The sequence below is a fragment of the Vibrio sp. LQ2 genome (genome assembly GCF_023920125.1).
Lineage (GTDB): Bacteria > Pseudomonadota > Gammaproteobacteria > Enterobacterales > Vibrionaceae > Vibrio > Vibrio fluvialis.
The window spans coordinates 3,393,393-3,407,733 of the sequence record NZ_CP085308.1; the positions used below are offsets into that span (position 1 = coordinate 3,393,393).

The 14,341-nt window shown below is 51.3% G+C and carries 14 protein-coding genes; 13 read left to right on the top strand and 1 reads right to left on the bottom strand.

Annotated elements, in window-relative coordinates:
* Nucleotides 1-20 precede the first annotated feature (20 nt).
* The 7 genes from kefG (at nt 21) to LGV68_RS15840 (ending at nt 6,757) form a co-directional block, all read left to right on the top strand.
* The gene (kefG, locus tag LGV68_RS15810; RefSeq protein WP_055451931.1) at nt 21-590 is read left to right on the top strand and encodes a glutathione-regulated potassium-efflux system ancillary protein KefG; all 570 of its coding nucleotides are present in this window, start codon (nt 21-23) and stop codon (nt 588-590) included.
* Nucleotide 591: 1 nt separating this feature from the next.
* Entirely contained in the window at nt 592-2,394 is a 1,803-nt protein-coding gene (gene kefB / locus LGV68_RS15815) for a glutathione-regulated potassium-efflux system protein KefB (RefSeq protein ID WP_252535661.1), read from the top strand.
* A 12-nt stretch (nt 2,395-2,406) separates the two neighbouring features.
* A complete protein-coding gene (locus LGV68_RS15820) occupies nt 2,407-2,622 on the top strand; it encodes a YheV family putative zinc ribbon protein (RefSeq protein WP_020329467.1) in 216 nt (71 codons plus the stop codon).
* Nucleotides 2,623-2,786: 164 nt separating this feature from the next.
* Complete coding sequence (slyD, locus tag LGV68_RS15825) at nt 2,787-3,356, top strand: peptidylprolyl isomerase (RefSeq protein ID WP_020329468.1); 570 nt, start codon at nt 2,787-2,789, stop codon at nt 3,354-3,356.
* 154 nt (nt 3,357-3,510) lie between these two features.
* Complete coding sequence (locus tag LGV68_RS15830; protein WP_020329469.1) at nt 3,511-4,452, top strand: isoaspartyl peptidase/L-asparaginase; 942 nt, start codon at nt 3,511-3,513, stop codon at nt 4,450-4,452.
* A 127-nt stretch (nt 4,453-4,579) separates the two neighbouring features.
* The gene (locus tag LGV68_RS15835) at nt 4,580-5,896 is read left to right on the top strand and encodes an adenylosuccinate synthase (RefSeq protein ID WP_020329470.1); all 1,317 of its coding nucleotides are present in this window, start codon (nt 4,580-4,582) and stop codon (nt 5,894-5,896) included.
* 225 nt (nt 5,897-6,121) lie between these two features.
* Nucleotides 6,122-6,757 carry a tetratricopeptide repeat protein gene (locus LGV68_RS15840; RefSeq protein WP_024373776.1) on the top strand — a complete coding sequence of 212 codons (636 nt, stop codon included), beginning with the start codon at nt 6,122-6,124 and terminating at the stop codon, nt 6,755-6,757.
* Between the two features lie 53 nt (nt 6,758-6,810).
* Here LGV68_RS15840 and LGV68_RS15845 read toward each other — a convergent pair whose 3' ends face one another.
* Nucleotides 6,811-8,646 (bottom strand): DUF3413 domain-containing protein, encoded by a 1,836-nt coding sequence (locus LGV68_RS15845; RefSeq protein WP_252535662.1) that lies wholly within the window; start codon nt 8,644-8,646, stop codon nt 6,811-6,813.
* Between the two features lie 182 nt (nt 8,647-8,828).
* On the opposite strand from LGV68_RS15845, the gene rnr reads away from it, so the two are divergent.
* The 6 genes from rnr (at nt 8,829) to rplW (ending at nt 14,327) form a co-directional block, all read left to right on the top strand.
* Nucleotides 8,829-11,276 carry a ribonuclease R gene (rnr, locus tag LGV68_RS15850; protein WP_020329472.1) on the top strand — a complete coding sequence of 816 codons (2,448 nt, stop codon included), beginning with the start codon at nt 8,829-8,831 and terminating at the stop codon, nt 11,274-11,276.
* Nucleotides 11,277-11,286: 10 nt separating this feature from the next.
* Entirely contained in the window at nt 11,287-12,027 is a 741-nt protein-coding gene (rlmB, locus tag LGV68_RS15855) for a 23S rRNA (guanosine(2251)-2'-O)-methyltransferase RlmB (protein WP_020329473.1), read from the top strand.
* Between the two features lie 426 nt (nt 12,028-12,453).
* Nucleotides 12,454-12,765 (top strand): 30S ribosomal protein S10, encoded by a 312-nt coding sequence (rpsJ, locus tag LGV68_RS15860; RefSeq protein WP_001181007.1) that lies wholly within the window; start codon nt 12,454-12,456, stop codon nt 12,763-12,765.
* A gap of 14 nt (nt 12,766-12,779) precedes the next feature.
* Nucleotides 12,780-13,409 (top strand): 50S ribosomal protein L3, encoded by a 630-nt coding sequence (rplC, locus tag LGV68_RS15865; protein WP_020329474.1) that lies wholly within the window; start codon nt 12,780-12,782, stop codon nt 13,407-13,409.
* A gap of 16 nt (nt 13,410-13,425) precedes the next feature.
* The gene (gene rplD / locus LGV68_RS15870) at nt 13,426-14,028 is read left to right on the top strand and encodes a 50S ribosomal protein L4 (RefSeq protein ID WP_020329475.1); all 603 of its coding nucleotides are present in this window, start codon (nt 13,426-13,428) and stop codon (nt 14,026-14,028) included.
* Nucleotides 14,025-14,327 carry a 50S ribosomal protein L23 gene (gene rplW, locus LGV68_RS15875; protein ID WP_020329476.1) on the top strand — a complete coding sequence of 101 codons (303 nt, stop codon included), beginning with the start codon at nt 14,025-14,027 and terminating at the stop codon, nt 14,325-14,327. The genes rplD and rplW overlap by 4 nt, the downstream gene beginning before the upstream one ends.
* Nucleotides 14,328-14,341: the final 14 nt, after the last annotated feature.

Here is a 14,341-nt window from a genome sequence, read left to right on the forward strand (position 1 = left end):
AAACGGAGTGTGGTCAAGGAATGACAAACGCTGAAACGTTCACAGCCAATAAGCCCAGAGTTCTGGTGGTGTACGCACACCCTGAGCCGGATCATTCGGTTGCCAATCAGGTGATGATCAAAAAGATCGCCACACTGGAACACGTCACTATCCTCGATCTTTATGCCACTTATCCTGACTTCTTCATTGATGTGAATACCGAGCACCAGCGTGTGCTGCAGTATGACGTCATTGTGTTCCAGCATCCGTTGTACATGTATTCCTGCCCGGCACTGTTGAAAGAGTGGATTGACCGCGTGCTCGGCAAAGGCTTTGCGTTCGGCAATGAAAGCGCGATGAAAGACAAAGTGTGGCGTAGCGTGGTGACCACCGGTGGTCATCGGGATGCATTCACCAAAGAGGGCTACAACCGCTATACCATCGGCGAAATTCTCCAGCCATTTGAACTGACCGCAGCACTGTGCTGCATGCAGTGGGTGGAACCGTTGGTGTTGTACTGGGCGCGCAACGTCAGCGAAGTAGAACGTTATCAGCACGCGGAAGAATATTATCAGTGGCTGCAAGACCCATTCAGCGGAGGAGGACTGTAACATGGCCTCGTTAACCGGAGATTTCCTGCAGAGCGGAGTGGTGTTCCTGACGGCTGCTGTGGTGGCAGTGCCGCTGGCGCAGCGCGCGGGCTTGGGGTCGGTACTCGGCTATTTGCTGGCTGGGGTCGCGATTGGTCCGTGGGGGCTGGGACTCATCAGCGATGTGAACGCGATTCTGCATTTCGCCGAATTTGGCGTGGTGCTGCTGCTGTTTCTGATTGGTCTTGAGTTGAACCCGAAAAAACTGTGGCAGATGCGCGGTCCGATTCTGGGCCTGGGCGGCGCGCAGGTGTTGGTCACGGGGGCAGTGCTGGCCAGTGTTTCTCATTTATTGGGGCTTGCCTGGCAGAGCAGCCTAGTGGTCGGAATGGGGCTGGCGCTTTCTTCGACCGCGATTGCGCTGCGTGTGATTGAAGAGCAGGGGCTGTCGCGCAGTGAAACCGGGCAGTCGGGATTTGCGGTGCTCTTGTTTCAGGATATCGCGGTGATCCCGATGCTGGCATTGATGCCAGTGTTGGCGGGGAATACTGCGGGAAACTGGCTGGATGGCGTGTGGATGCTGTGTGGCATAGTTGGTCTGCTGGTTGGCGGTCATTATCTGCTCAGTCCGCTGTTTCGTTATATTGTGCTGAGTGGCGTGCGTGAGTTGTTCACCGTCGCTGCGCTGTTGCTGGTGATCGGCATTGCGCTGCTGATGCAAAATCTCGGTTTATCGATGGCGCTGGGTACCTTCCTTGCGGGTGTACTGCTGGCGGAGAGTGAATTTCGCCATGAACTGGAAATTGCGATTGAGCCGTTTAAAGGTCTGTTGCTCGGTCTGTTTTTCATCGCGGTCGGTATGGCGGTTGACCTCGGCCTGCTGGCTTTATTGCCCGTGCAGGTGCTGCTGGCGGTCGTTGGCTTGGTGGTGGTCAAAGGGCTGATTTTGTATCTGCTGGCCCGTTTATCCGGCACGCGGGCTAAAGCGCGCAGTAACATGGCGGCGATTCTCAGTCAGGGCGGTGAATTTGCGTTTGTGATCTTCACTGCGGCCAGGGGTGAAGGTTTACTGCACAGTGAGCAGGTGTCATTCCTGCTGGTGGTCGTGAGCTTGTCGATGGTGACGACACCGCTGATCCTCGCTGCGCAACGCAAATGGTTTGCGCGCAACCTCAATGTATCGGCAGATGAAGCGCTCGACAGTGATATCGTCAACAAAGAACCCCGTGTGATCATTGCCGGATTTGGCCGCTTTGGCCAAATTGTCGGTCGTCTGATGTACGCGAATAAGATTAAAATCACCGTGCTGGAGAGTGACCCGAGTCAGATTAAACTGCTGCGCAAATATGGTTACAAGGTGTTTTACGGCGATGCCACACATCTCGAACTGCTGCGCGCGGCGGGAGCGGATGAGGCGGAAGCCATCGTGATTTGTACCGACGCACCGGATGAAGTGATGAAAATTGTCGAGCTGTGTCAGCATCATTTCCCGCGCATGAAGATCCTCGCCCGTGCCCGCAGCCGGGTGGAAGCGTATCAACTGCTCAACCACGGCGTGGAGCGTTATTCGCGAGAAATGTTCCTCGGCGCGCTGGATCTCGGCCGACAGGCTCTGGTTACGCTGGGCATGCATCCGTATGAGGCGAAGCGGGCCGAAGCGCATTTCCGCAGGCTCGACAGTGCAATGCTTAAAGAGCTGCTGCCGCAACACAGTGAAGATAAAAAACTGACATTACGCGCCAAAGAAGCACGTAAAGAGCTGGAAGAAATTTTTGGCCGTGAGATGGACAACGATCGTCAATCGCGCGGCTATTGGGAAAAGTAACAGGACCAAGACGTGAACAGCAATAACGTAAAATCAAAGAAACGCTTTATCGCCGGCGCGAGTTGCCCGAGCTGCAAGGCGCAGGATACGCTGCGCTGGTGGATAGAAAACAACATTGAGCTGGTCGAGTGTGTCGAGTGTGACTATCACGAGCAGCGCAAACCGAAATCGGTGGAAAGCAGTGAGCATGGCAGCGATCAGATGATCGGTATTTTTAAACCGGAATAAATCGCCGCAAGCGCCGCCAACATGGAGATTCAGCCTGTCTTCAACGGAGCGGCGATCACAGATGGCTTGAGGTGACTGGGGGATTACTCCATAATATCGGCCATCTCAGTCGTCAGCATGTTGGCGCGAATTGAGTATTGAATACACAACTCCTTGGAGCCGTTATGAAAATTGAAAAGAACGTGGTTGTAAGCCTTGCCTACCAAGTCAAACTGGAAGATGGCATCGTGGTTGACCAATCAACAGTGGAAGCACCACTGGATTACCTGCATGGTCACAACAACCTGATCATTGGTCTTGAGCGTGAACTGGAAGGCAAAGTTGCTGGTGACAAATTCACTGCGACTATCGCACCTGAAGACGCATACGGCGAGCACAGCGATGCGCTGGTTCAGCGCGTACCAGCTGACGTTTTCCAAGGCGTAGATCAAATCGAAGTGGGCATGCGTTTCCTGGCAGACACTGACCAAGGTCCAATCCCAGTTGAAATCACAGAAGTCGACGGCGACGAAGTGGTGGTTGATGGTAACCACATGCTGGCTGGCCACACTCTGACATTCGAATGCGAAGTGGTGGCACTGCGCGAAGCGACTGAAGATGAGATCGCACACGGTCACATCCACCAGGCACACGATCACGACCACGAAGGCGGTTGTTGCGGTGGCCATGATCACGACCACGATCACGGTCATGATCACGAAGGCGGCTGCTGTGGCGGCGGTCACTGCCACTAAGTCTCAGTGACAAGCGACTGCGGCCGAGGTAAACGCCTTGGCCGGAGCAAGACACAGAAAGCGCGAATCGAGTGATCGGTTGGCGCTTTTTTATGCGCTGTAATCCAGCGCGCTCTGCGGCAGGATTTGCCGTTTGACGGTTAAGGAATCGAACATGTCTCAACCTTTTGCTATCGCTATTCACGGTGGCGCCGGCACCATTTTACGCTCACAGATGAGCGAGGAGCTGAAAAACGACATCCTGATGGTACTGGAACAGTCAGTGCGCGCTGGACATCAATTGCTGAGCGAGGGCGGTGATGCGCTGGATGCTGTGGTCGCGGCGGTCAAAGTGTTGGAAGACTCACCGCTGTTCAATGCAGGCAAAGGCTCAGTGCTGACCAACAAAGAAATGGTCGAAATGGATGCCTCGGTGATGCACGGTCGCCACATGGATGCGGGTGCAGTCGCGGGTGTGCGTCATATTCGTAACCCGATTGAGCTGGCGCGTGATGTGATGCGCCACAGCGACCATGTTCTGCTGATGGGCGAAGGGGCGGAAGAGTTTGCGTTTGGGCTCGGCTACGACTATACCGAACAAGATTACTTTTTCACTGAGCGCCGTTATGAACAGCTGCAATCGATGAAATCAAAAGGGCTGTTTGCGCTTTCAGAGTCCAAATATCCGGATGACAAGAAGTTTGGCACCGTTGGTGCGGTGGCGCTCGACCAGTTGGGTAATTTGGCGGCCGCGACCAGTACAGGCGGTATCACCAACAAGAAGTTTGGAAGGGTTGGCGATTCACCGCTGATTGGTGCTGGCACCGTGGCAGAAAACGGTAATGTGGCGGTATCGACGACGGGCATGGGTGAGTTCTTTATTCGCAAAATGGTGGCGGGCGATGTGGCGGCGCGTATGCGTTATCTGGGTGAAGATGTGCATACCGCGTGTGAGCAGGTGATTCAGGGCGAACTGAAAACGATGGGTGGCGAGGGCGGCTTGATCGCGATTGACGCATCGGGTGAGATTCACTTCGCCATGAACAGCAGTGGCATGTACCGCGCAGGCATCGATCGCCAAGGGGATTTACTCGTCAAAATTTATGCAGATGAGTGAATATTTTTGTCATAACTGAATGGATTTTATCCGTCATTTTTTAAGACATTTTCATGCTTAAAAAATGACTGCATCGAATCAGATTCGGTGCTAGAATCCATTTTTAACTAGCAACAGACTTGGAAAGATGGGAAATAACGTAGTCGTTCTTGGCACCCAATGGGGTGACGAAGGTAAAGGTAAAATCGTAGACCTTTTAACTGAAGATGCAAAATACGTGGTTCGCTACCAAGGCGGTCACAACGCAGGTCACACTCTAGTAATCGACGGTGAGAAAACCGTTCTTCACTTGATTCCATCAGGTATCCTTCGCAACAACGTGAAATGCATTATCGGTAACGGTGTTGTACTTTCACCAGATGCACTTATCAAAGAAATGACTGGTCTAGAAGACCGCGGTGTTCCTGTTAAAGAGCGTCTTTTCATTTCTGAAGCTTGTCCTCTGATTCTTCCTTACCACATTGCTCTGGACCAAGCGCGTGAAGCTGCTCGTGGTAATAAAGCAATTGGTACGACTGGTCGTGGTATCGGTCCAGCTTACGAAGACAAAGTAGCACGTCGTGGTCTGCGCGTTGGCGACCTGTTTGACCGTGCCGCATTCGCTGAGAAACTAAAAGAAGTTATGACTTTCCATAACTTCCAGCTAGAACACTTCTACAAAGTTGAACCTGTCAGCTACGAAGACGTGCTTGAACAAGCCATGGGTTACGCCGATCTGCTGACTTCCATGGTGATTGACGTGACTGACGAGCTGGATGCAGCACGTAAGCGCGGCGACAAGATCATGTTCGAAGGTGCACAAGGCACACTGCTGGACATCGACCACGGTACTTACCCATACGTAACTTCTTCTAACACCACGGCAGGTGGCGTTGCGGCAGGTTCTGGTTTTGGCCCTCGTCACTTGGGTTACATTCTGGGTATTGCGAAAGCGTACTGTACTCGTGTGGGTGCAGGTCCGTTCCCGACAGAACTATACGATGGTAAAGAGAAGCAAGATCCAGTTGGTAAGCATTTGGGTACTGTTGGCGCTGAATTTGGTGCAACAACGGGTCGTCTGCGTCGTACTGGTTGGTTCGATGCGGTTGCCATGCGTCGTGCTATTCAAATCAACTCAATTACAGGTTTCTGTATGACCAAACTGGACGTCTTAGACGGTCTAGAAGAAATCAAGATCTGTACTGGTTACCAAATGGCTGACGGTTCTGTGCTTGAAGTCTCGCCAATGGCTGCAGATGCGTACGAAAACGTAACGCCTATCTACGAAACCATGCCTGGTTGGTCTGAAAAAACGTTCGGTGCTAAATCTATCGATGCGCTGCCTCAAACTGCGCTTGATTACATCAAACGTATCGAAGAGCTGACTGGCGTTCCGGTTGACATCATCTCTACGGGCCCAGACCGTAACGAAACCATCATCAAAGTACACCCATTCAACGTGTAATTTGAACTGTTGATATTGAAAAGCCGGCCAAACAGGTCGGCTTTTTTATACCTGTTGCTTTCTCTGAGGTGATGCTATTTTGTGCACTGGTGGCAAAAAATTGTCGCCGATTGGTAAGTTTTCACTAAAGCGTGCCGCCAAATGGCCGATACAGGAATCAGACCGAGCCAGCGCCGATGAAGCGCTATACTGTTATGGCTATCGGAGTGAACGAAGAGTGCAGGTATGAAGCTACGAACGGTAGCCGCTTCTCTAGTGTTAGCATTTTATTCGACTTTCAGTCACGCCAGTGTGGCGGAAGTCGGAGAACCCGTGCCGATCTATTCAGAAGCAGAGCTGATCAAATTAATCTCAGAAAATAAGCACCTTGAGCGTGTGAAGGCTGATAACTGTCAGTTGGTGGAAGACATCGTTGCCCGTGCAACCCGCATCAATCTACCGTCGTACGAGTTTTTGTATGGCGACATGCTGGCGTGGGGCGTGTGTGTGAACCAGGATGTGGAGCTGGGGCTTTACTACATGGAAAACGCTGCGCATCAGGGCCTGCCGGAAGCACTGGAGCAGTTAGGGCGTTACTATTCGCGTGGCACACTGGTGCAGCAGGACAAAGAGCGCGCGATCCCATACCTGCGTGAAGCGGCGGCTATGGGTAACCTGAATGCGCGTATTCAGCTGGCGGAACTGTTGCTGCGTGATTATGGCAGCCCGCTCGACTACGAAGATGCATACCGCTGGCTGTACAACTCAGTCACGGCGGACAAACGTACCCATAACCGCATTGCGATTCTGCGCCAAGGGCTGGAACAACGCATGCCGGAAAACATCATCGCTCGCGCCAAACGCCGCGGAACCTTTTGGTAACGGGAACTCATACCTGCCCGTTACCAAAGGTTGTCATAACCTGATCAATTACATCAATTCAAAAATCGATTCATCTGTTTCAGCGCCTGCATCAAATCGCCACTGCTGAGTGAACGCTGTCGCTTCGGCTCGAGTTGCGGTGTCATAGTCTGTACCGCGCCGCTGGGATAAGTCACCATGATTTCATCGTCGGCTACGAGTGCGTAGTTGAAATAGCTGCCGATGATCAGCCACCCTCTGTCACGCTCAGTATCAAGCAGGTCATAGCCGACGGAATAATCATCGGTCGAATTTTGCACGCCAAGCACCCGATGCATAAAGGTTGGGGCAATATCCAGATGCGTTGTCTTCCAGTCGATTTTCTCCGGTCGTTCACCCGGCACATAGATATACAGCGGAACATGGATTTGCGCCATGCTGTAGTTACTGCCGTGGCCCCAATAGTTCTTGTGGTTGTCGTTAAACTCCTGACCGTGATCTGAGGTAATAACGATGATGGTGTTCTCGAGCCCGCCTTGCGCTTCAACGGCGTTCAGTACTCGCTCAATTTGTCCATCAATGTAATACAGGGCATTGCGATAGCGGTTACGGTACGGCTCTGGGTTGAAATCGTTATCCAGCTTGATGTGATCAACCCGATTCCACGACGGCGTAAAGTGCGGCTCCATGTCAGCCGGAAATTCTGTCGCGTGGGCCGAGTCATAAAACAAAAAGCCGAAGTAGGGCTGATTCGTGTTCCGTGTCTTGAGGAAATCGACAAAGTCATCAGTGATGCGTTGGTCGCGCAGCGGTGACGTCTCGGCGGGGGTATCAACACGCAGATTATCGATGCCACGAAATACCGTGCGATCAAACGGCGGGCTATTGAGCGGCGCAGAGGCGTAAATGGCAAACTGATAATCAAGCGCTTCCAGAGCTTTCATCATTGCCGGGCGCTTCTGGGTGGCGTGAAACGAGTCCCAATACGTCGCGGGTAAACCGTAAAACAAGCTGAAAATGCCTGCCTGAGTGGAGTTACCACCACTGAGATGCTGCTCAAAACGCAGCGAACGCTGAGCAAATTGGGCAATGTTCGGCGTGACATCCTGATTAGCATCGTCATAACGCCAGGTATCAATGGCAATAAACAGGATATTAGGCGTCTGATCTGGCTGACGAATGTCCAGCGGATGCAGCGGGTAGTTGAGATGTGAATGACTTGGACGTGGCAACGTCAAGCTCTGTTCACGCACGGTTTGCGTATCGACTAGCCCGAGTTTGTCCAACAGGCGCTTGCCAGTCAGCGGATAATACAGTGGCCAGTGCACGCTGTAGCTGGGTACGGTCGTGTCATAGTGGGCATCACGCCACATGTGAATCGACTGACTAACCAGCAGTGAAGCAAGCCAAATCACACTCGCGCCGACCATCCAACGTAGGCTCCGTTTGGCAAGGTAGTTACTCATCAGTGCAATGACCAAACAAGCCACAGCCACACCGAGGACCTGCAGAGCTGCGATGGCGATAGTATACCAAGAGAGGCTGATGACCTCGTCTCCGCCTTGCAGCAAAAGCTCCCAAATAAAACCGCTGAGATGAAAACGGTATTGCTGATAAACCGCGACATCAATCAGCAGCAGGACCGAGCTCAGCCAGGTAACCAAGATGGCCAACGGCCGGACGACACGCAGGGGTAGCCAGCACAGTGGCAACATGATGGTAGCAATCAGCCCGGCAAACAGACCAAACCAACCTGCCTGGGTGGTGAATAAATACAGTTGAGCGATGACATCATTGTCGGGTGGGGTCATCCATGTCAGATAAGGCAAGCCTAATGTTGCCAATAAAACGGCGTTCAAAATAAAGTGACTAAAAAGCCAGCGAACGTTTTGTCGAATCGTTAACAGCATGAGAATTGGGTTCCCTGACGGGATTGAATGTGAAAATAAAGGGCGCTCAATGTACCGAATTATTTGAGCTATGTCACATCTTGTGGTTTGGTGATCTTGTTCAGGATATTGGTATTAGTCCTTAAGCTTAGGAACTCAGTAGGATATACTGTAATCCCCTACCTAAATAAGCAGGTCTGCCTATGTCTGACACCACCCATGTTGATCCTTTTGCGGATCGCGAAGCTGATAACTACGACAACCCAATTCCAAGTCGCGAATACATCATTGAATTTCTGACTAAGGCCAATGTGCCGATGAACCGTAATGATTTGTTCGAAGCGCTGGAACTGTCCGGTGAAGATCAGTATGAAGGTCTGCGCCGTCGTCTGCGTGCGATGGAGCGTGATGGCCAACTGGTGTTTACCCGCCGTCAGTGTTACGCGCTGCCAGAGAAACTGGAAATGGTGAAAGGCTATGTGATTGGTCATAAGGACGGTCACGGCTGGGTGCGCCCGGAAGGCAGCACCAACAAAGATAACGATATTCTTCTTCCTCATCATCAGATGCGGACTATTATCCACGGCGACCTGGTGCTGGTTCAGCCAACGGGTACCGATAAGCGCGGCAGAAAAGAGGGGCGTCTGGTCCGCGTGCTGGAAGAGCGTCAGACGCAAATTGTCGGCCGTTTCTTCTTTGAACACGGTTACTCTTACGTCGTGCCGGATGATTCGCGTATTCATCAGGATATTCTGATCCCAAATGAACTGCGTGGCGGTGCGCGCATGGGGAACGTGGTGGTGATTGAGATTACCGATCGTGGCGGTCGTAACCGCGGCATGATGGGTAAAGTGGTGGAAGTGCTGGGCGAAAACATGGCGCCGGGCATGGAAACCCAGATTGCGATTCGTACTCACCAGATCCCGCATGTTTGGCCACAAGAAGTGGAACAGCAGATTGCTGGGCTGGGTGAAGAAGTACCGGAAGAAGCCAAACAGGGTCGCGTTGATTTGCGAGCTCTGCCTTTGGTGACCATTGATGGCGAAGACGCGCGTGACTTCGATGATGCGGTGTACTGTGAAGCGAAGAAAGGTGGCGGCTGGCGTTTGTGGGTTGCGATTGCCGACGTGAGTTACTACGTGCGTCCGAACACCGCTCTTGATAAAGAAGCCACACATCGTGGTAACTCGGTGTACTTCCCATCACAAGTGGTGCCAATGTTGCCGGAAGTCTTGTCGAATGGTTTATGTTCACTCAACCCGCAGGTAGATCGCCTGTGTATGGTGTGTGAGATGACCATCTCCGAGAAAGGTAAGCTCTCTGGTTACAAACATTACGAAGCGGTGATGAACTCTCATGCGCGTCTGACCTACACCAAAGTGCACGACATTCTGGAAGGTGACGAAGAGCTGCGTGTGCGTTATGCCGAACTGGTTCCGCATCTGGAAGAGCTGCATCGCATGTACAAGGTGCTGAAAGATGCCCGTGAACAACGCGGTGCGATTGAGTTCGAAACCGTAGAAACCAAATTCATTTTCAATGCGCAACGTAAGATTGAAAGCATTGAACCACTGGAACGTAACGACGCACACAAGCTGATCGAAGAGTGCATGATCATGGCTAACATTGCGTCAGCGTCTCTGGTTGAGAAGGCGAAAGAGCCTTCGCTATACCGTATTCACGAGCCGCCGGGTGAAGAGCGCCTGATGGGCTTCCGTGATTTCCTCGGCGAACTCGGCCTGGATCTGGGCGGCGGTCTGGAACCGTCACCGACCGATTACGCGCATCTGATGAGTCAGGTTGGCGAGCGCCCGGATAAAGAACTGATTCAGACTATGTTGCTGCGCTCAATGAAGCAAGCAGTGTATAACGCGGACAATGCAGGTCACTTTGGTCTCGCGCTGCAACGTTATGCGCACTTCACTTCACCAATCCGCCGCTACCCGGATTTGCTGCTGCACCGTGCAATCAAGTATTTGATTGCCAAAGAGGAAGGCCGCAATCAGGATCGCTGGACACCAACGGGTGGTTATCATTACTCGTTTGATGATATGGATTACTACGGTGAGCAGTGTTCGATGACCGAGCGCCGCGCTGATGATGCGACTCGCGAAGTGTCTGACTGGCTGAAATGTGAGTACATGCAAGATCACGTTGGTGAAGAGCTCGACGGTGTGATTGCTAATGTCACGGGGTTTGGCTTCTTCGTTCGTCTGACAGAGCTGCACATCGATGGTCTGGTGCACATTTCTACTCTGGCCAACGACTACTATCAGTTTGACCCGATTGGTCAGCGCCTGATAGGCGAATCGTTTGGTGCGATTTACCGCCTGGGCGACGCTGTCAAAGTCAAAGTGCTGGCAGTTAACCTTGATGATCGCCAAATAGACTTTGAATTAGTCGAAACAAGTCGTAAGCTACGCGGCGAAGGTAAAACGGCGAAGAAACGCGCGGCTGAGGCGAAGGCTAAAGCCAAAGGCAAGAAAGAAGCGGCGACCCGTGGCGGCAAAGCCGTACCTTTGGTTGAACCCACTAAGCGCCCGGATAATTCCGGTGAAGCGAAAGGGCCAAAACACAAAAAAACCAAAGCAGAAAAAGCGCGTAAGCAAAAAGCTCGCAGTAAAGCCGACAAAGCGCGAGCGAAAAAGTAATAGGTAAACAATGAGTAACGAATTTATTTATGGCATCCATGCGGTGAACGCTGTTCTTGAGCGCGATCCAGCCCGTTTTGTGGAAGCCTATGTGTTGAAAGGTCGTCAGGATGACCGTTTGCTCCCCGTGCTGAATGAACTGATGCGTTTGGGTATCTCGATTCAGGAGATGAACCGCAAAGCTCTGGATGACAAAGCGCAGGGGGCCAATCACCAGGGCGTGATTGCCAAAGTCAAACCGGCGAAACAACTGAACGAAAACGATCTGGATGACATTCTAGCTCAACATTCACAGCCTCTGCTGTTGGTGCTGGATGGCGTGACCGATCCGCACAACCTGGGCGCGTGTCTGCGTAACGCGGATGCTGCTGGTGTTGCTGCGGTAATCGTGCCCAAAGATAAGTCGGCTCCGATGACGGCGACCGTCAGTAAAGTGGCCTGTGGCGCAGCGGAAACCGTGCCACTGGTACGTGTGACCAACTTAGCGCGTACCATGCGTGCGCTGCAGGAAAAAGGCATCTGGTTTGTCGGCACGGCGGGTGAAGCTACCCATGACATTTATCAGAGCAAGCTGACCGGGCCTCTGGCTATCGTGATGGGCGCGGAAGGGGATGGCATGCGCCGTCTGACTCGCGAAACCTGCGATGACCTGATCAAAATCCCAATGGCAGGCAGCGTGTCCAGCCTGAACGTTTCTGTAGCGACCGGCATCTGTCTGTTTGAAGCGGTACGTCAGCGTTCTCTGGCTTAAGTCGCCAGTCAGTGCAACAGTAAAACGCAGGCTGAAACGCCTGCGTTTTTTATTGGAGCCAGTGGGGCGCTGAAAGAATCAGTGGCTTAGAATAAATAGCGATTATTTTTCAAACACTGCTTGCATGGAAGCAGGTGATCTGTATAATGCAGCCCCACTGGTTAAGCCAGTTGTGAACCAATGAGCAGCGAGGAGCTGGCGAATCTCAGGATTCGTTAGGTAATGTAAACTCAGCTTATGTTCGCAGTTAATAAAAATTTAGCTTTCACTATCTTCGCGATAGTTCAGGTTAATCACCTATTAGCTGACAATGCGTCCTAATCTTGGATGCTACGGTTTCACATAAATCAATCGGCATTCTCTCGTCTTGACGAGTTTGAGTGGCGATATTGTTTGTGTAATTTTTTAATATTGGAGCTCTGTCTCATGCAGAACCAACGTATCCGTATCCGCCTAAAAGCATTCGATTACAAACTGATCGACGCTTCTACCGCGGAAATCGTTGAAACAGCTAAGCGCACTGGCGCACAGGTTCGTGGTCCAATCCCACTGCCAACTCGTAAAGAGCGTTTCACAGTTCTTATCTCTCCACACGTTAACAAAGATGCTCGTGATCAGTACGAAATCCGTACTCACAAACGTCTAATCGACATCGTTGAGCCAACAGACAAAACTGTTGATGCTCTGATGCGTCTAGACCTTGCTGCGGGCGTTGACGTACAAATTAGCCTAGGTTAAGGGAGATTAGAAGAATGATTGGTCTAATCGGTCGTAAAGTGGGCATGACCCGCGTATTTACTGAAGACGGCGTTTCTATTCCAGTAACTGTTGTTGAAGTTGAAGCAAACCGCGTTTCTCAAGTGAAAACTCTTGAAACTGACGGTTACGCTGCAATCCAGGTAACTGCTGGTTCTAAGAAAGCTAACCGCGTAAACAAAGCTGAAGCAGGTCACTTTGCTAAAGCTGGCGTTGAAGCTGGTCGCGGTCTTTGGGAATTCCGTTTGGAAAACGGTGAAGAGTTTGAAGTTGGTGCTGAACTGACTGTTGAACTGTTCAACGAAACTAAGAAAGTAGACGTTACTGGTACATCTAAGGGTAAAGGTTTCCAAGGCGCTGTTAAGCGTTGGAACTTCCGTACTCAAGATATGACTCACGGTAACTCATTGTCTCACCGTGCTCCTGGTTCTATCGGTCAATGTCAGACTCCAGGCCGCGTGTTCAAAGGCAAGAAGATGGCAGGTCACATGGGTGCTGAGCGTGTAACGACTCAAAACCTAGAGATCGTACGTGTTGACGCTGAGCGCAATCTGCTTCTTATTAAAGGTGCAGTCCCTGGCGCAACTGGCGGTAACGTGATCGTTAAACCAGCTGTTAAAGCATAACGTCTAGGAGTAAGTAATGGAATTGATGGTTAAAGGTGCTAACGCACTAACTGTTTCCGAAACTACTTTCGGACGTGAGTTCAACGAAGCTCTTGTACACCAAGTAGTTGTTGCGTACGCAGCAGGTGCTCGTCAAGGTACTCGTGCTCAAAAGACACGTTCAGAAGTTTCTGGCGGTGGCGCTAAGCCATGGCGTCAAAAAGGTACTGGCCGTGCACGTGCTGGTACAATTCGTAGCCCAATCTGGCGTACAGGTGGTGTTACTTTTGCTGCGAAACCACAAGATCACAGCCAAAAAGTAAACAAGAAAATGTACCGCGGTGCTATGAAGAGCATTCTGTCTGAGCTAGTTCGTCAAGAGCGTCTGATCGTTGTTGAAGAATTCTCAGTTGAAGCACCAAAAACTAAAGAGCTAGTAGCTAAGCTTAAAGAACTTGAGCTTAACGATGTACTAATCGTTACTGGCGAAGTAGACGAGAATCTGTTCTTAGCTGCTCGTAACCTGTACAAAGTTGACGTGCGTGACGCTTCTGGTATCGATCCAGTAAGCCTGATTGCATTTAACAAGGTTCTTATGACTGCTGCTGCAGTTAAGCAAGTTGAGGAGATGCTGGCATGATCCGTGAAGAGCGTCTACTAAAAGTTCTACGTGCACCGCACATCTCTGAAAAAGCAACTATGGCTGCTGAGAAAGCGAACACTATCGTTTTCAAAGTAGCAAAAGATGCAACTAAGAAAGAGATCAAAGCAGCTGTAGAAAAGCTATTTGAAGTTGAAGTTAAGTCTGTAAACACTCTTATCATTAAGGGTAAGACCAAGCGTCAAGGTCTACGCCAAGGCCGTCGTTCAGACGTGAAGAAAGCGTACGTAACTTTGAAAGAAGGTCAAGATCTTGACTTTGTTGGCGGCGCGGAATAACAGGAGTAGTTGAA